Origin of the sequence: Granulicella sp. L60, assembly GCF_009765825.1 — a bacterium.
Lineage (GTDB): Bacteria > Acidobacteriota > Terriglobia > Terriglobales > Acidobacteriaceae > Edaphobacter.
Window position 1 is genome coordinate 123,200 of record NZ_LMUR01000018.1, and the last position, 16,777, is coordinate 139,976.

Annotated in this window: 12 protein-coding genes; 5 read left to right on the forward strand and 7 right to left on the reverse strand. The window is 60.9% G+C overall.

Going from position 1 to position 16,777, the window contains the following annotated elements:
- Position 1 precedes the first annotated feature (1 nt).
- The 3 genes from GSQ82_RS10930 to atpC are packed head-to-tail and all read left to right on the forward strand — an operon-like array spanning position 2 to position 3,004.
- Complete coding sequence (locus tag GSQ82_RS10930; RefSeq protein ID WP_158792332.1) at positions 2–1,093, forward strand: F0F1 ATP synthase subunit gamma; 1,092 nt, start codon at positions 2–4, stop codon at positions 1,091–1,093.
- 30 nt (positions 1,094–1,123) lie between these two features.
- On the forward strand, positions 1,124–2,566 hold the full coding sequence (gene atpD, locus GSQ82_RS10935; protein WP_158792333.1) for a F0F1 ATP synthase subunit beta: 1,443 nt from the start codon (positions 1,124–1,126) through the stop codon (positions 2,564–2,566).
- A gap of 3 nt (positions 2,567–2,569) precedes the next feature.
- Complete coding sequence (gene atpC / locus GSQ82_RS10940) at positions 2,570–3,004, forward strand: ATP synthase F1 subunit epsilon (RefSeq protein ID WP_158792334.1); 435 nt, start codon at positions 2,570–2,572, stop codon at positions 3,002–3,004.
- A 791-nt stretch (positions 3,005–3,795) separates the two neighbouring features.
- Here the strand turns inward: atpC and aroE are convergent.
- The 6 genes from aroE to GSQ82_RS10970 all read right to left on the reverse strand — a co-directional run bounded on the left by aroE (position 3,796) and on the right by GSQ82_RS10970 (position 12,853).
- Positions 3,796–5,388, reverse strand: a complete 1,593-nt coding sequence (gene aroE, locus GSQ82_RS10945) for a shikimate dehydrogenase (protein ID WP_254061581.1) — start codon at positions 5,386–5,388, stop codon at positions 3,796–3,798.
- A 222-nt stretch (positions 5,389–5,610) separates the two neighbouring features.
- Entirely contained in the window at positions 5,611–6,420 is an 810-nt protein-coding gene (pgeF, locus tag GSQ82_RS10950) for a peptidoglycan editing factor PgeF (RefSeq protein WP_158792336.1), read from the reverse strand.
- 255 nt (positions 6,421–6,675) lie between these two features.
- Entirely contained in the window at positions 6,676–8,817 is a 2,142-nt protein-coding gene (locus GSQ82_RS25355; RefSeq protein WP_158792337.1) for a prolyl oligopeptidase family protein, read from the reverse strand.
- A 90-nt stretch (positions 8,818–8,907) separates the two neighbouring features.
- On the reverse strand, positions 8,908–10,185 hold the full coding sequence (locus GSQ82_RS10960; protein WP_158792338.1) for a hypothetical protein: 1,278 nt from the start codon (positions 10,183–10,185) through the stop codon (positions 8,908–8,910).
- 80 nt (positions 10,186–10,265) lie between these two features.
- Positions 10,266–12,038: a hypothetical protein gene (locus GSQ82_RS10965; RefSeq protein ID WP_158792339.1), complete on the reverse strand. Its 1,773-nt coding sequence runs from the start codon at positions 12,036–12,038 to the stop codon at positions 10,266–10,268.
- The gene (locus GSQ82_RS10970) at positions 12,026–12,853 is read right to left on the reverse strand and encodes an ABC transporter ATP-binding protein (RefSeq protein WP_158792340.1); all 828 of its coding nucleotides are present in this window, start codon (positions 12,851–12,853) and stop codon (positions 12,026–12,028) included. Before GSQ82_RS10970 ends, GSQ82_RS10965 begins: the two co-directional genes overlap by 13 nt.
- A 193-nt stretch (positions 12,854–13,046) precedes the next feature.
- Between GSQ82_RS10970 and GSQ82_RS10975 the strand changes: the two genes are divergently transcribed.
- The gene (locus GSQ82_RS10975; RefSeq protein WP_158792341.1) at positions 13,047–13,925 is read left to right on the forward strand and encodes a CPBP family intramembrane glutamic endopeptidase; all 879 of its coding nucleotides are present in this window, start codon (positions 13,047–13,049) and stop codon (positions 13,923–13,925) included.
- Between the two features lie 101 nt (positions 13,926–14,026).
- Positions 14,027–15,922: a 1-deoxy-D-xylulose-5-phosphate synthase gene (gene dxs / locus GSQ82_RS10980; protein ID WP_158792342.1), complete on the forward strand. Its 1,896-nt coding sequence runs from the start codon at positions 14,027–14,029 to the stop codon at positions 15,920–15,922.
- 168 nt (positions 15,923–16,090) lie between these two features.
- On the opposite strand, the gene GSQ82_RS10985 is transcribed toward dxs, so the two are convergent.
- The gene (locus tag GSQ82_RS10985; RefSeq protein ID WP_158792343.1) at positions 16,091–16,645 is read right to left on the reverse strand and encodes an SRPBCC family protein; all 555 of its coding nucleotides are present in this window, start codon (positions 16,643–16,645) and stop codon (positions 16,091–16,093) included.
- Between the last annotated feature and the right edge of the window lie 132 nt (positions 16,646–16,777).

Sequence of the window (16,777 nt, forward strand, 5' to 3'; positions counted from 1 at the left end):
CATGGCAAACGTCCTCGATTTACGACGTCGCATCCGCAGTGTGAAGAACACGCGGCAGATCACCAAGGCCATGAAGATGGTCTCGGCGGCCAAGCTTCGTCGCGCGCAGGAGCGTGCCATGCAGGCTCGGCCCTACGCGCAGATGCTGACCAATGTGCTCGAGTCGCTGGTGCGCCGCTCGGACCTCTTCAATGATGAGACAGGCGATGTGATGCATCCTCTGCTGGTCGAGCGTGAAGAGAAGAATGTCCTTGTGGTTGTGGTCGCGGGCGACAAGGGCTTCGCTGGCGCGTTCAACTCGAACATTGTCAAGGCAGCACAGAACTTCATCGATTCCAGGCGTGCTGCTGGACAGAACGTGGACGTCGAGCCAGTCGGCCGTAAGGCGCGGGACACTTTCCGCAAGCGCTATCCTGCGGCTGTCTACGAGAAGACGGAAGAGCACTACGACAACGATCTCTCGACGCACTTCGAGACGCTTCGCCACCGCGCTTCGCCGATCGAAGTTACGGGCGATCATCCGACGATGCTGTTGAAGATCCAGATTGATGATGTCAGTGATATGGCCCGCGATATCGTTGAGCGTTATACACGTAGCGAGATCGACTCCGTCTATCTGGTCTACAACGAGTTCAAGTCAGTCATCGCGCAGCGCGTCGTCGTCGAAAAGCTCCTTCCAATTCGCAAGCTCGGATCCCACGAGATCACTGCTGCGGAGGAGATGTCCGAAGAGCAGAGGGAAGCGGCAGCTCACGCGGCGAAGACTGCTGGAATCAGCGTCAATGTGCCAGAAGAGACAGTGGTCGAGGCTGAGGCGAAGAAGTTTGGAACGGCTGAGGTGGATTACATCTTCGACCAGGAGCCTGAGCGTCTGTTTCGTCATCTTATGCCGCGTTATGTGACGACGCAGATCTTTCATGCGCTGCTGGAGTCGGCTGCGGCGGAGCATGCAGCTCGTATGACTGCGATGGATTCGGCGACCAACAATGCTGGAGATATGATCGACGCACTTTCGCTCACGATGAATCGTGTGCGGCAGGCGGCGATTACGAAGGAAATTATCGAGATTGTGAGTGGCGCGGCCGCTCTGTAACAACAGGCAACTGCGTAACGAAAGAGACCTATGGCAGAGAATATTGGAAAAGTGATTTCGATCAGCGGCCCGGCCGTTGACGTTCAGTTCGAAGAGGCGCACATGCCGCCGATCTTCCAGGCGCTGCGCATCGTCAGCGAAGGCTTCGTCGTTCCCACCCCGCTCGACGTCGTCGTCGAGGTTCAGCAGCACCTTGGCGAAGGCCGTGTGCGCTGCATCGCGATGGTTGCGACCGAAGGCATGGTTCGCGGCATGAAGGCGATCGATACCGGCGCGGGCATCATGGTGCCGGTGGGCCGCGAGACGCTTGGCCGTGTGCTCAACGTACTTGGCGAGCCGGTCGACGAGCTTGGCCCGGTTAACGCGAAGGTGCATATGCCGATTCACCGGCAGGCTCCTGCGTTCGATGAGCAGTCGACCTCGGAGGAGATGTTCGAGACCGGCATCAAGGTCATCGACCTTATCCAGCCGTTTTTGAAGGGCGGAAAGATCGGTCTGTTCGGTGGTGCGGGTGTGGGTAAGACCGTCATCATTCAGGAGCTGATCAACAACGTTGCCAGCCAGCACGGCGGTTTCTCGGTCTTCGCCGGCGTCGGCGAGCGCACCCGCGAGGGTAACGACCTCTGGATGGAGTTCCAGGAGTCGGGCGTTATCGATCTCAAGGACCTTCCGAAGAGCAAGGCCACGCTGGTGTATGGCCAGATGACCGAGCCCCCAGGGGCGCGTCTGCGCGTGGCGCTGACCGGCCTGACTGTCGCCGAGCACTTCCGCGACGAAGAGGGTGCGGATACGCTGCTGTTCATTGACAACATCTTCCGCTTCACCCAGGCCGGTTCCGAGGTTTCCACGCTGCTTGGCCGTATGCCTTCGGCTGTGGGTTATCAGCCGAACCTTGCTACCGAGATGGGCGAGCTGCAGGAGCGTATTACGTCGACCAAGAAGGGTTCCATCACGTCGGTGCAGGCTGTGTACGTTCCTGCGGACGACTTGACCGATCCTGCGCCTGCGACGACGTTTGCTCACCTCGATGCGACGACCGTGCTCTCGCGTCCGCTGTCGGAGCTTGGCATCTATCCTGCGGTCGATCCTCTGGCTTCGACGTCGCGCATTCTGTCTCCGCGCATCGTTGGGCAGGAGCACTACGATGTGGCGCAGGGCGTGAAGAAGATCCTGCAGCGCTACAAGGACCTTCAGGACATCATCGCCATTCTCGGTATCGACGAGCTGTCGGAAGAGGACAAGATCACCGTGGCTCGTGCGCGTAAGGTGCAGCGCTTCCTGTCGCAGCCGTTCCACGTGGCCGAGATCTTCACCGGTATTCCGGGCGCTTACGTCAAGGTCGAGGACACGATCCGCAGCTTCAAGGAGATCATCGACGGTAAGCACGACGATATTCCTGAGCAGGCCTTCTACCTGAAGGGCGGCATCGAAGACGTGATTGCAGCCGCAGAGAAGATGAAGCAGACGGCATAAATCATGGCAGAGAATACATCCAACTCGGGGCTGTTGATGGTTCGGCTGGTAACGCCGGACCGTGTCCTGCTCGATGCGACTGCGGAGGCGGTGGAGCTGCCTTCGCGGTCGGGTTATCTTGAAGCGCTGTACGGCGCGGCACCGCTGCTGGCGGAGCTTGGCGCGGGCGAGGTGCGGTTGCACGGCGGAACTTCGGGCGATCAGAAGTTTTTCGTCGCGTGGGGTTTCGTTGAGGTTCTGCCGGAGCGTGTGACGATCCTGGCAGAGACTGCGCTGCATCCGAATGAGATCAATGTTGCCGAGGCCCAGACGGAGCTGCAAGAGGGCGAGAAGCTCTGGCAGGAGGCTGGTGACGATGGCGAGAAGTACGATGAGGCCAACGCCGTTACCCGTCAGGCTGAGGAGAAGATCGCCTCGGCTGAGGGCAAGAGCACTTAGCACTACTTTTCATCGATCTGCTGATTGATGCCACTCTTTCGTTGTCGATTCCGACCAACGGGAGGGTGGTTCTTCGTGTTGGCCTCGGCAGAAAAAGCCATGGAATGACCGCTCTCCGCGTCGCATAGGAGCCCGTCCGTGAGGGAAGAGGGGGTACCCCACCCCTCCCCCCTCCCATTAGCTAAACTCATTAGAATAAATAGTTTACAGTTTTTGCTTCCTGTAAATATTTCTTTCTAAATGGGTTATAGCTAAATATTTCTTACTAAAGGGTTTACTGGACTAGGCTCGGCTTTTGAAGAGGTTTAGATTTTTTTAATCTCTATATCCAGTATAAGTTGCCAGGGATAACTCCTACGTCACGGGGATCTTGCTCATTTTCAATGAGTTAGATTAATGTGGGCTTGACAGGGTTTGGATAGGGGTTGAATCGATCTGTCCTGTTTTTGGTTCGTGGCGTGGACAGGAGGGCATACCCCAGGGGCTAAAGCCCCCATTTTGGGCAGTGTCGGCGGGTCTATTTGTTTGGGGTTGTTGGCGGGGGTAGGAAGGCATATCTCAGGGGCTGAAGCCCCATTTTCCGGACCGTGAGACCCAAGGCTAAAGCCTTGGGCTATCTCAAAAGCAAAAGCAAAAGCAAAAGCAAAAACCAATGCCAATGCCAAGGGTACTGCCAATGCCAAGGCCAAGCAGAAGGAAGGGTCAAAGGAAAACCCCGGAGGGTTCCGGGGTTTGCTTTTGGGTATTTTTGTGTGGTTCTTGGTGGTTTGCTAAGGGCTTCTTCGTGGTTGTTAGGAGGCCTTTTTTGACTTTGTGGCTGGGGGTGTTGGGGGGGCTTCGGCGGCGGCTGATTCGGCTTGCTGGCGGAGGGTGTGGATGACGACCTTCAGCATCTCTTCCTCGGGGGCGGGCTTACCGGTCCAGATCTCGAACTGGCGTGCGCCCTGCTGGACGAACATCTCGATTCCCGTGATGATGGGGATGTTCTGCTGGCGGGCCATGCGGATGAGCGGGGTTTCGATCGGGTTGTAGACGAGATCGAAGACGAGTTTGGTGTTGAGATCCTTGGCTTCGAGGAGCTGTGCGCCCTTGATGCCGGTCATGCCGATGGGGGTGGCGTTGATGATGACGTCCATCGGGGTCTTGGCGAGGGCTTCCTTCTTGATGACCTTGGCTCCGGACTGTTTGGCCAGCTTCTGGGCGGTCTCGGGGGTGCGGTTGAGGATGAAGACCTCGGCACCCTTGTCGCGGAGGCCGAAGACGGCTGCGCGGGCGGCGCCACCGGCACCGAGGACGAGGACCTTGGCACCGCGGAGGGAGATGCGCTTCTCGAGAGGCCCGATGATGCCGGCTACGTCGGTGTTGAAGCCGTAGAGCTTGCCGTCCTGGGCGCGGAGCACGGTGTTGCAGGCGCCGATCTTGGCCGAGAGGGGGTCGGTCTTCTCGAGGTGCGCCATGATCTCCTGCTTGAGCGGCATGGTGACAGAGAGGCCCTGGATGGGGATCTCGTTGACGAGCTTGAGGAGGTCGGCGATCTTGGTGGCCTGGAGGGCGAGGTAGACGGCGTTGACGGTCTCGCGGCGGAAGGCGGTGTTCATCATGACGGGCGAGAGCGAGCTTTTGATGGGGTTTCCGGCGACGCCGTAGACCTTGGTGGCTGCGTCGACCTGATCGATGCGGTAGGTTTCGATGAGGGTGCGGGCTGCGATCTGGCCGGGGGCTGTCTCTTCGCCTGCAGTGGCGGCGGCGAAGGTGAAGGCAGAGCCGGCGCGGAGGCCGAGGACGCGGGAGATGATGCCCGCGTCGCCCATACAGACGCCGACGATGTTGGAGTGGTCGTCCATGCGTTCGATGAAGCGCATGAGGGTGACGTTGTCGGTGAGGGTCTTGGCGGTGGGGACGATCTTGATGAAGTCCGGCTCCATGGGCTGGATGCGCTTGTAGATGCCGTCGAGATCCTTGGTGGCGTTGAAGTCGTGGTGGCTGATGATGATGCCGACACCGGTCTCGCGGAGCTTCTGGAGGTCGCCTTTTTTGAGGGATTCGGCGGATTCTAGTTCGAGGTCGACGATGTGGAATCCGACTTCGGCGGCCTTGGTGAGGACCTCAAGCTGGGCTGCGAGGGCGCCTTTGAACTTGCCGCCGTTGGCTGCGCGTCGGCAGGTGGCGATGCAGGTGACGGCACCGTTGTCGGCGATGAACTGCTTGAGCTTGGGCATGGCGAGAAGAGGCTTCTCGAGGTAGTCGAGGCGGAACTCGAGGAAGGGCGTCTCTTTGATGACGGCGCTGGCTTTTTCAAGCATCTCTGCTGGCGTGTTGCCGATGATGGCGACACAGACTTTACCGATGCGGGAACGAAGAAACTGTAGGGCTATGCTGGGCACGTTCACTCTCATGTCTACAATCGCGGTATATTACAGACCCGCGAGGAAGGATGCAAACTTTTGTTGAAACAAAAAGGAGTTAGGGAAGCTATTCCTGATTGCCGTCATTCTCTGTCACTTCTCTGGCACTTTGATGCTTCAAAGTGCGGCAATGGCACCAATTGTAGACGGGATGGGGGCGAAAAGGTAATCGGGGCGTACGGTTACCGTCTTTTGGATGGGTCAGGATGCGGCTGGGGCGATGCCGATTACGTTTAGCATGCGGCCGGCGTTGCCGTGTTCGGCGCGGTGGGAGAAGAAGCTGCGCTGGCCGTTGTGGTCGCGGGAGCAGGCGGTGCAGAGATTGAGGGTGGTGATGTGGCTGGGAGTAAGGCCGGAGCTGGCCAGTTGCAGGCGGTTGGCCTCCCAGAGGTTGAGGCGGGTCTCGCTTGGCTCAGTGGGTGAGGTGAAGAGGTGGGGGGCGTAGGAGAAGTTTTCGAAGAAGGTGGTGTGGACCTCTTCGCCTACGGCGTAGCAGCAGGGGCCGATGCTGGGGCCGATGGCGGCGATGAGGTCTTCGGGGTGCGAGCTGTAGGTCTGGCGCAGGTGGGAGATGCCGGATTCGACGATGCGGGCGGCGGTTCCTCTCCAACCGGCGTGAAAGGCGGAGGCGATGCGAAGGCGGGTGTCGACGACGAGGATGGGGACGCAGTCGGCGGTGCCGATACCGAGGAGGATGTTGGGGAGGTGGGTGATGAGGCCGTCGGCTTCGATCGGGGGCTCGGTTGGGGAGGTGACGGTGTGGGTGAGGGCGGAGTGGATCTGGCGGGGGACGATGAGGGTGGCGGAGGGGAAGACGGCGTCGGTGAGGAGGCGGCGGTTTTCGCGGACGGAGGCGGGGTCGTCTTCTTTGGTGAAGCCGAGGTTGAGGGTGTTGCCGCTGTAGACGGTGGAGATGCCGCCGAGGCGGGTGCTGAAGCCGTGCCGGAGCCAGGGGTGTTGGAGCCAGGAGGGGATCTGGATGGGGGCTAGCGGGTTGGAGAATTGCGGCATCGGCTTCTTTTCTGTGCGGGGCTGGGGAGTTGAATCTGAGTACGTTGGAAGCGGAAGGAAAGGCATACCCCAGGGGCTAAAGCCCCATTCTGGGCGAGGGTGAGAGACCCAAGGCTAAAGCCTTGGGGTTCCTAGAAGCAAGAGCTCTTGGGTATTAAGGTCCTTTGGATACCCAGGGAGGATACCCAAGGAACTTAGGCTTCGAGAAGCTCCTTGGGTGATTAGAAGTTGGAGTGTGGATAGTTCAAGCGATGTTTAGTTCATGAGTTTGAGGGTGAGGTAGGTGTACTGCTCGGCCCAGGTGTGGGCTTGTTCTTTTAGGTCGGCTCCGGCGGCGTGGCCACCTTCGACGATCTCGTCGTAGAAGAAGGGCTTGTGAAACTCTTCGAGGCGGGCGGCGAACTTGCGGGCGTGGACGGGACCGACGCGGTCGTCTTTGGTGGTGGTGAAGATGAGGGGTTCGGGGTAGGTGGTGTTTGGGTTGAGCTGGTTGTAGGGGGAGATGTGGGCGAGGAATTTGCGCTCGTCGGGGATGGTGGTGGTGCCGTACTCGCCGACCCAGGAGGCTCCGGCGGCGATGTGCTCGAAGCGGAGCATGTCGAGGAGCGGGACCTGGATGACGACGGCGTTCCACAGGGTGGGGTGCTGGGTGAACTCGACGCCCATGAGGAGGCCGCCGTTGGAGCCGCCGACGATGCCGAGGCGGCGGGGCGAAGTGATCTTGCGGGTGAACATGTCCTGGGCGACGGAGGAGAAGTCGTCGTAGATGCGCTGGCGGTGGGTTTTGAGTCCGGCATCGTGCCAGGCGGGGCCGAACTCGCCACCGCCGCGGATGTTGGCGAGGACGTAGACGCCGCCGCGTTCGAGCCAGAGCTTGCCGGCGATGGGGTTGTAGCGCGGGGTCTCGGAGACCTGGAAACCGCCGTAGGCCGTCATGAGGGTGGGGTTGGAGCCGTCGTAGGGGATGTCTTTGCGGCGGACGACGAAGTAGGGAACCTTGGTGCCGTCGGTGGAGGTGGCCTGAAGCTGTTCGACGAGGAGGTTGGAGGCGTCGAACTGGGTGGGGAGGGTCTTGGCGGGCTTGAGGGTGGTTGCGGGGGCGTCGCCGAGGAGAAGTGCGGTGGGGTTGAGGAAGCCGGTGGTTTCGAGGAAGAACTGGTTGTTGGAGTGGTCGGTGGTGACGACTTCGACGCTGAGGTTGTCGGGTATGTCGAGTTTGGCGCTGGTCCAGGTGCCGGAGGTGGAGCGGGTGTAGATGTAGGCGCGGCCCTGGACGTGATCGAGGGTGGTGAGGATGAGGTGATTTTTGGTGATGGAGACGTCTTGGGCGAACTCCTGGGCGGTGGGGGCGAAGATGGTGGTGGGCTTGAGGTGGGTGGGATCTTTTTCGACGGCCTCGAGGCTGAGGGAGACGACGGAGCCCTGGGGGAGGGTGGTGTCGAGGCCGGAGGGCTTCCAGTCTTCGTTGAGGGTGAGGATGAGCTGACCGTCGAGGAGGCCACCGAGATCGGATTTGCCGGGGATGGCGATCTTCTGCGGGCCGGTGGGGGTTTGGAGGGAGTACTCGGCTTCGAAGAAGTTGATGCCGCGTTCGAAGATGACGGCGTGGTGGCCCTGAGCGTCGTGGAGGGAGACGGCGTGGGCGCTGACGTCGGATTCCTGGCCGCGGTAGACCTCTTTGGCCTGGTCGAGCGGGGTGCCGCGCTTCCATAGCTTGACGACGAAGGGATAGCCGGAGGTGGTCATGGTGCCGGGACCCCAGTTGCGCGCGACGAGGAGGGTGTCCTTATCGACCCAGGTGACCTCCTGCTTGGATTTGGGGAGGACGAAGCCGTTGTCGACGAAGGCTCCGGTCTTGCCGGATTTGAGGTCGAACTCGCGGAGGGTCTCGGCGTCTTCGCCGCCGGCGGAGAGGGAGACGAGGCAGAGGCGATTGCCGGGGTAGAGGCAGTTGAGGCCCTTCTGGACCCACTTCTCGTTGTCCTTGGTGGCGAGGGCGTCGTAGTCGATGACGGTCTGCCAGTCGGGTTTGGCGGTGAGGTAGTTGGAGAGCGTGGTGCGGCGGAGGATGCCGCGGACGTGCTGGGCGTCCTGCCAGGTGTTGTAGACCTCGCCCTCGCGGAAGACGGGGATCTGGAGGCGTTCGGGAGATTCGAGGACCTTGAGCGCGGAGGCGGCGAGGGCGGCGTAGTGCGGGTCGCTGGTGATGATCTTGGCGGAGCGCTCGTTTTCGGATTTGACCCAGGCCGTGGAGCGGGGGCTGGAGACGTCTTCGAGCCACTGATAGTTGTCGGGCTGCTCGGTCGTGGTCTGCGCTGCAGTCTGGGTGTGGGCGATCTGCCAGGAAGAGAGGGTGAGGGCGATTGCGACGGCGGTCTTGCGGGGCCACAGGTTCATGCTTTTCCTCGAAGGCTTGATGGGCGGGGCTGGTTTTATCTTGTCATACGGTGCGGTCGGAGTGTGAGGAAGGAGCAGACCGCGGCAGAGTTATTTGACGTGAGTTTTGAGGCGGGGGGAGCAGGTGTCTGAGAATGGATTGACGAGGAAGGTGCCGGCGATTCCGGAGACGAGGATGGAGCCGTCGGCGTTGAAGTGGGCGGAGCGGAACTCTTCGTCGGGAAGATCGTTGAGCCTTCTCCAGGTGGTGCCGCTGTCTTCGCTGGTGTAGACGCCGGTGAGCGCGGTGACGACCTCGCGGGTTGGCGTGGAGGGATCGACGTCGATGGTGTAGGCGCGGAGGTTGGAGCTGATCTCGTCGGAGGAGCGATGGAAGAGAAATCTTGCGTCGGTGACTCTTCGTACGGCGCCGGGTCCGTTGGGGACGTACAGTGCCCAGCAGGCGGCGAGATGAAGACCTCCGACGACGCTCATTCCGTGGATTGCGGAGTCGGGGCCTACGCCTTCGATGCGGCTCCACTTTAGATTGCGGCGATTGAGAAGGTAGGCCTGATCGCCGGTGCCGACGTAGAGATAGTTCGGGTCAGGATTTTGCGGATCGTCGAACTGCATGGAGAGGATGTCCATGGCGGTGGGAGGATGAAGTAAGGCGCCGTCTTCGATCCATGAGCCGTCGTCGTCCTGGTGATAGGTGAGGATTTGGGGAGTGAGGTCGAAGTAGCCGTAACCGATGATGAGGTGTCTTCCGTCGGGTGTCATGGCAAGGGCGTTGGCGCGTACGGGGTCGCCGCTCTTCTTGGGGATGGGTAGTTTGGGTTGGGTATCGGGGACGCTTGGGCCGGGGATTGGTTTGATCAGAGTGGCGGCGGGGTTGGTCTGCGGGAAGATTTGGAAGGCTCCGCGCTGGGTGGTGACCACGAAGTTGGCTGCGCCGGGAGATACGATGAATCCTTTGCGGAGGCCTTCGCCGATCTTCGCGTCGAAGTATCTGGAGTCGATGCGGGCGATCTGGGTCCAGGTTGCGCCGCCGTTGGTGGACTTCGAGATGTAGATGGCTTGATCCTGCGCGGGGAGCTGGTTGCTCATGTCGGCGGTGAGGCCCCAGAGGGTGTCGGGATCTTGCGTGGCGGGGTCGGTGGCGATGGTTTCGATGAAGTCGCTGGCGAAGAGGTGACTGCCGGGAAGGGTGGTTACGCGGTGAACGCGGCAGTTGGCAAGATCGTCTTCGGTGTTGGCGTCGCGGCTGCTGGAGGTGGGGAGGTCGGGAGTTTGGGGTTGGAGAGTGTGGGGGGCTGTGAGGAGAACGGCCAGAAACAGGATTGGGCTTGGGCTGCGGAGGGCGGCACGACATGTGTGTTTGAGCGCCATGAGCTGAAGACCTTCGATGTGCTTGGACTCACAGATTTACTGTACTGCAAAGATGCAGGAGCTTCGAAGGCGGGTGGCGGTCAGGGTTTGCAAAGCTCTTCGGAGAGGGCTTCGCGGTGGTTGAGGGCGATGGTGTCGAGGCGGTTGAGCACTCGCGTGTAGAAGATGAGACCGGCGAGGGCGAGCAGGAGGAAGAGGGGGATCATCAGCAGGGGGCGATTGAGGCGCTGGGTGAGGACGATGACGGCGAAGCCTATGCCGCAGCAGGCAGCCACGACGGCGAGGGCGATGAAGGCGCTGAGTTGCGAGGTTTGTTTGCGGCTGACTTTGGAGAGGTCAATCTTTTTTGGTGCGGAGAGTGAGCGGAGGTTGCCGATGGCGCCGTTGGTGAAGGCGGCGAAGAGGAGCCAGCAGAGGGTGGCGAGGGCGATGAGGGTCGAGGGTGGGTGGGCGACGAAGGCGAGGACGACGAAGATGAGGACGAGTTCGATGAGGTTGAGGAGGAAGCCGACGAGGTTCTTGGCGAGGAAGACGTCGCGCAGGCGGGTGGGTGTGAGGAAGTAGAGCTGGATGCCGGGGCCGTCCATGCCGAGGCAGTTGTAGGAGAGGATGGAGACGCCGAGGATGGAGTAGGCGACGGCGACCGGGAAGATGAAGTCGCCCAAGCGGCCGCTGGTGCCGATGCGGTTGGCGAAGAGGAAGACCATGAAGATGGGGGCGATGAATCCGAAGAGCTGGTTGGTGTTGCGGCGGAGGTAGATGAACTCTTTTTGCAGGCATGCGGCGAGGGTGGGGCTGAGGCCGAGGGGGCTGCGATGGGTTGCGATGGGTTGGGTGTTGGGAAGGATGCTGGGGCGTGGTGCGGGTTGCGTGGATGATGGTGCGGGTTGGTTGAGTTCGCTTAGGTTTTCGCCGCGGAACTCCCGCTGCATGCGCCAGGCGTAGATGGCCAGGAAGAGTGCGGCGAAGGCGATGAGGCCGATCAGGGATGCGATGGCGGCGAGGACGTGGCTCTGATGGAAGCTGAGGATGGAGGTGGACGCGAGGCCTGGGGGCAGGAGGGCTGCGATGGGCTGGATGGCGTGGAAGATCTTCAACAGAAGAGGGAGGTGGGTGGAGGGGTGGTGGTGCGGGCCTTGAAGGCCGGGGTTGAAGGTGACGTTGAGGTATTGGAAGCCGAGCGAGGCGCAGAGGACGAGGCCGGTGAGGACTTCGCGGGCGCGGCGGGTGGAGAGCCAGCGGTCGATCCAGGCGAAGATCATGCGGGTGAAGAAGATGTTTGAGAGGGCGTAGAGGGCGAGCAGGAGTGTGGCCCAGGGGGCGAGGGAGGGCCGGGCGATGGAGATGCCGATGTCGGCGGCGAGGGCGGCGAGGGTGCCGATGACGTTGGCGGCAGAGAGCAGGCCGAAGAAGAGGCGCGCGGTGAGGTAGCGGGGAAAGCTGAGGGGGAAGCGGATGATGGTGTTGATGTCGAAGCTGAGCGCGGGTGGGGAGATGTTGATGCTGACGAGCTGCCAGAGAGCGAAGATGCCCCAGGTGAGTGCGGGAAGGAGGTTGAGGCGGTTAGCGGCGATGATGAAGTAGCCGCCGAAGCCTGCGGCGACGATGGGGCCGAGGGCGATGGCGGCGAGGAGTGGAAGGAAGATGATGCGGGCGATGAGTTCGCCGATGCCGCCTTTGCGACGGAAGCTGTTGCGGAAGAGGCACCAGCGGAGTTGGGCGAGGGCGGCGAACTGGGCGCGGCTTTGGGTGCGGGTCCAGACGAGGAGTGGTGGTGGGGTTGGGTGCTGGGTTGGGTTCGGCGTCAGCGTGGCCACTGGCGTTACCCCATCGATTGGCGTCAGCCCAGCCATGAGAGCTCCTGTTCGGGATGGGAGGCTGCGGAATTTGAGCCGGACTCGCTGCCTACGATGCTGAGGAAGATCTGTTCAAGGGTGAGGGTCTGGTTGTTGGCGGAGGAGGTGCTATCGGCTTCGAGGTTGCGGGCGTGGACGCCGGCGCGGAGCTCTTCGAGGGAGCCGTTGGCGATGAGTTGGCCGTGGTCGATGATGGCGATGTGGGAGCAGAGGCGCTCGACGATCTCGAGGACGTGCGAGGTGAGGAAGATGGTGGCGCCGCGGGCAATCATGCCTTGAAGCATGGTCTTGAGGGTGCCGGAGGCGATGGCGTCTACGCCTTCGAAGGGCTCGTCGAGGAAGAGGACTTTGGGGCCGTGGATGACGGCGGCGGCGAGGGCGAGTTTTTTCTGCATGCCGTGGGAGAAGTCGGTGATGAGTTTTTTGGTTTCGTTGGCGAGGCCCATGAAGTCGAGGAGTTCGGCGGTGCGTGCGGTGGTGGTGGCGGTGTCAAGGCCGTACATGCGGCCGACGAAGCGGAGGTATTCGGCTGCGGTGAGGCGGCCGAAGAGGGCGAGGCCTTCGGGGACGACGCCGATCTGGCGCTTGACTTCGAGGGGATGGGTGGAGGCGTCGAGGCCGAGGATCTGGATGGAGCCGGAGGTGGGTGCGAGCAGGCCGGTGAGCATCTTGATGGTGGTGGATTTGCCGGCCCCGTTGGGGCCGAGGAAGCCGAAGAACTGGCCGGGGGCGACGGTGAGGTTGACGTCCTGGACGGCGGTGAAGTTGCCGAAACGGCGAGTGAGGCCGGTGGTGGTGACGGCGGGGACCATGTGAGGAAGGATACCTTAGAGGCTTGTCCCGCCGGACGGGCCCACTGCGCTCGGCCACCCCACAAACGAAGACCTGTTTGTGGGGGCCCCGGTACGTACCTGGACGTGGCGGGATAGGATGAGGTGGGCCTCCCGTTGGTCGGCGGGAAGATATGGTGGGCGAGGAGTGGTTATCGAGAGTGGACTGAGAGCGATGTCGCGTGCGAGCCGGATTCGCGTTGTGATCGCTATGGGAGTTGTGGCGGCGGGCTATTTTTTGCAGGATCCGGTTTTGGATGTGCCGTATCATGCAGCGCGGAGGATGCTCGGTATCGTGCCTTCGCCGGTGCCGCATACGCTTCTTTGTTCTGCGTTCAATCTGCTCGTTGTGCTGAGGCTGAGTTGGTGGCTTATCGTTACTGGTTTGGTTGCGTGGATCGATCGGACGGGGATTGTCGAGGTGTTGCGTTGCGACAGGCGGCAGGTGAGCTATTTTTTGAAGGGGCTCGCTGTTGGTCTTGCGGTGATGATGGCGACCGTTCTCGGGATTGTGGCGTTTGGTGATGCGCAGCTGCATACTTCGCCGAGCTCGTTTGCGGTGCATGTTGGGTATGGGGCGGCGTGGGTGGTGGGGGAGATCGTTGGGGCGGCGGGTGAAGAGGTTTTGTTTCGGGCTTTGATTTTGATTCTTATGGCTCGATTATTTGGGATGAGAGTTGCGATGGTGGTCTCGGCACTTGCGTTTTCGCTTGTTCACGGGGCGAACCCTGGGGCTAGTGCTATCTGGATGGTTCGTTTGTTTGCGGCGGGACTGTTGCTGGCTTACTCGGTGTTTCGGAGCGGGGCGATCTGGTGGGGGATCGGGTATCACGCGGGATGGAACCTGGCGAGTGCTCCGCTGTTTGGGGCGGCTGGTAGTGGGTATATGGACCAGGGGCATATTTTTACTTTTGTTCCTGCCGGATCGGCGTTGATTACTGGAGGCGCGGTTGGGCCGGAGGGGAGCGTCCTGGCTTTCGTGGCTGTGGTCGTTGCGACGGTGTTGCTGTTGTTGACTGTTCCGTCTCGTTATGGGGATGTTTTGCTGCGTTAGGTATACTTAAAGGCTGCGGTCTCCGTCCAAATGACGGTAGGCGGTATGTGCTTTCGGGGCAGGAACGGGCGATTGGCCGCTCGACTGCAGAACAGGTTTAGATGAGCAACTTTCTTGAGGCGATTCAATCTCCCGCCGATGTTAAAAAGCTGACGATTTCGGAGCTGACCCAGTTGGCCGAGGAGATACGGGCGCGGTTGATCGTCGGCGTTTCTAAGACGGGCGGACATATCGGGCCGAACCTTGGTGTGGTCGAGCTGACGCTGGCGATGCACTATGTGTTCGATACGCCGACGGACAGCTTTGTCTTCGACGTGAGCCACCAGGCATATGTGCATAAGCTGCTGACCGGGCGCGAGAAGATGTTTCATACGATTCGTCAGCCGGGTGGGCTGAATGGATTTATGCTGCGCACCGAGAGCGAGCATGACAGCTATGGCGCGGGACATGCCGGGACGGCGCTGAGTGCGGCGCTGGGGATGGCGGTGGCGCGGGATATGTCGGGCGGGAAGGAACATATCGTCGCGCTGGCTGGGGATGCGGCGTTTACGAATGGGATCTCGTTTGAGGCGCTGAATAATATTGCTGCGCAGACGAAGCGGCTGATTGTGGTGTTGAACGATAACGCATGGTCGATCGATAAGAACGTTGGAGCGATTGCGGAGTACTTCCACAAGATTGTGACGAATCCTACGATCTCGAGTTTGCATAACCGGGCTGCGGGATTGCTGGAGCGGTTTGGCGGCAAGGCAGTTGCGCATGTGGCGCGCAAGGCGGAAGAGGCGGCGAAGGGTTTGATTGGGCCGGGCATGCTGTTCGAGGAGTTCGGGCTGAACTACTTCGGGCCGATCGACGGACATAACCTGCCGCTGCTGATTGAGACGTTTAAATTTCTGAAGCAGCAGAACAGGCCGGTGGTGCTGCATGCGATTACGCAGAAGGGCCGAGGCTTCGAGCCGGCGATTGCGATGCAGAAGAAGTTTCATGGGCTGGGGCCGTATGACGCGCAGACGGGCGAGACGAAGCCGACGGGGCAGAAGACGTATTCGGAGATATTTGCCGAGACGTTGACGAAGCTGGCGGACGGGAACGAGAAGGTAGTCGCGATTACGGCGGCGATGCCGAATGGGACGGCGCTGGATCTGTTCCGGCCGTATCATCCGAAGCGGTACTTCGACGTGGGGATTGCGGAGGAGCATGCGGTGATCTTTGCCGCGGGCATGGCGACGAAGGGGTACAAGCCGTTCTGCGCGATTTACTCGACGTTTTTGCAGCGGGCGTTCGACCAGATTGTGCATGATGTATGCCTGCAGAATCTGCCGGTGGTGTTCTGCATGGATCGCGGCGGGTTGAGCGGAGACGATGGGCCGACGCACCATGGGCTGTTCGACATCAGCTATCTGCGGAGTGTGCCGAACCTGATCCACATGGTGCCGAAGGATGAGGATGAGCTGGCGGACATGATGTATACGGCGATGCTGCATGAAGGGCCGAGTGCGATACGGTATCCGCGTGGAACTGGGCCGGGGGTTGCGGTGAAGGAGCAGCCGGTGGCGCTGGAGATTGGCAAGGCTGAGGTGGTGCGGGACTCGAAGCGGGCGGAGGTTGCGATCTTTGGGCTGGGCGCGATGCTGCCTGAGGCGGAGCGGATGGCCACGATGCTGGAGAGTGAGGGTTTTGCGGCGGCGGTGATCAATCCGCGATTTGCGAAGCCGATCGACCGTGGCTGCGTGGAGGAGTTTGGAAGGCGATGCGGCCTGGTGATTACGCTGGAGGATCATGTGCTGGCCGGCGGGTTTGGGTCGGCGGTGATGGAGACGCTGAGCGATCTGGAGATTCAGGTGCCGGTGGTTCGGGTGGGATGGCCGGATGAGTTTATCGAGCACGGGAAGGTGGAGTCGCTGCGGGAGAAGTATGGCCTGACGGCGGAGGCGGCGCTGGAGAAGGCGCGGCCTTACCTGAGCAGGATGATCGACCATGTGTTGGCGAAGCACTAACAGAGGTAGATCGCGTCTGGCGAGCCGATTCGCGTTGCCTGGGGTTCGTTGGTAGCAGGCAGAATGGCATATCTCAGGGGCTGAAGCCCCATTTTCGCGAGGCTAAGAGACCCAAGGCTAAAGCCTTGGGCGATCACAAAAGCAGATGTTTTAGAGCTGCTCGCTGCGCTAGGAACGTGGGTCGATGGTGGCGAGGAGTTCGGCGGTGCGGTTGTGGCGGTAGGTGAAGGTGCTGCTGAGCTGGCGCGCTAAGAAGATGCGGTTGGCGATGTTGCCTAGTCTGCCCATTGGCGGCTCATAGTCCACGTGATCGGCGAGGAGGGTGCCTGCGATGGGGGTGCCGAAGGCGCTGGTGCGGGTCTCCGGGCGCACGGTGTGGCAGTGGTGCCAGTAGGCGAAGGGGCCGCGGAGTTGATGGTCGCAGAAGTGATCGTTCCAGACGAACTCGGCGATCTCGGCCTCCCATGGAAGGCGGATGGGAGAGTAGGGGAATGGACGGAAGCTGATGGTCATGCGGGTGCCGGAGCCGGCGGCGATGCTTTGGGGGTATGACCGCAGTGTTGGAGATGGGCGGGGTGGTGGCGGGGCGAAGGCGGCCTCTTCGATGCGGGCCTTCTGCCAGGGCGGCATGAGGCGGGGAAGATTTTCGGGGTTGGCGAAGAAGGCGAAGACCAGTTCGACAGGATAGGGGAGCCACTGCTCGGAGTCGAAGGTGAAGTGCATAGGGGTTGGATTGGTTATACGTGTGGCGTGTTGCAATTGGAGAAAATACCGAGTGCGGTGAAAATTTTGGCGCTTACATGATGAATGTAACTAAATTAGTGGCAAATATTATTAATCAAAAAAACTGGGCGC

What these genes read in the sequence shown, in the direction of transcription:
- GSQ82_RS10930 (WP_158792332.1), top strand. Translation starts at nt 2, where the DNA reads ATGGCAAACGTCCTCGATTTACGACGTCGCATCCGCAGTGTGAAGAAC.
- atpD (WP_158792333.1), top strand. Translation starts at nt 1,124, where the DNA reads ATGGCAGAGAATATTGGAAAAGTGATTTCGATCAGCGGCCCGGCCGTT.
- atpC (WP_158792334.1), top strand. Translation starts at nt 2,570, where the DNA reads ATGGCAGAGAATACATCCAACTCGGGGCTGTTGATGGTTCGGCTGGTA.
- pgeF (WP_158792336.1), bottom strand. Translation starts at nt 6,420, where the DNA reads ATGCCGCAATTCTCCAACCCGCTAGCCCCCATCCAGATCCCCTCCTGG.
- GSQ82_RS25355 (WP_158792337.1), bottom strand. Translation starts at nt 8,817, where the DNA reads ATGAACCTGTGGCCCCGCAAGACCGCCGTCGCAATCGCCCTCACCCTC.
- GSQ82_RS10960 (WP_158792338.1), bottom strand. Translation starts at nt 10,185, where the DNA reads ATGGCGCTCAAACACACATGTCGTGCCGCCCTCCGCAGCCCAAGCCCA.
- GSQ82_RS10965 (WP_158792339.1), bottom strand. Translation starts at nt 12,038, where the DNA reads ATGGCTGGGCTGACGCCAATCGATGGGGTAACGCCAGTGGCCACGCTG.
- GSQ82_RS10970 (WP_158792340.1), bottom strand. Translation starts at nt 12,853, where the DNA reads ATGGTCCCCGCCGTCACCACCACCGGCCTCACTCGCCGTTTCGGCAAC.
- GSQ82_RS10975 (WP_158792341.1), top strand. Translation starts at nt 13,047, where the DNA reads ATGTCGCGTGCGAGCCGGATTCGCGTTGTGATCGCTATGGGAGTTGTG.
- dxs (WP_158792342.1), top strand. Translation starts at nt 14,027, where the DNA reads ATGAGCAACTTTCTTGAGGCGATTCAATCTCCCGCCGATGTTAAAAAG.
- GSQ82_RS10985 (WP_158792343.1), bottom strand. Translation starts at nt 16,645, where the DNA reads ATGCACTTCACCTTCGACTCCGAGCAGTGGCTCCCCTATCCTGTCGAA.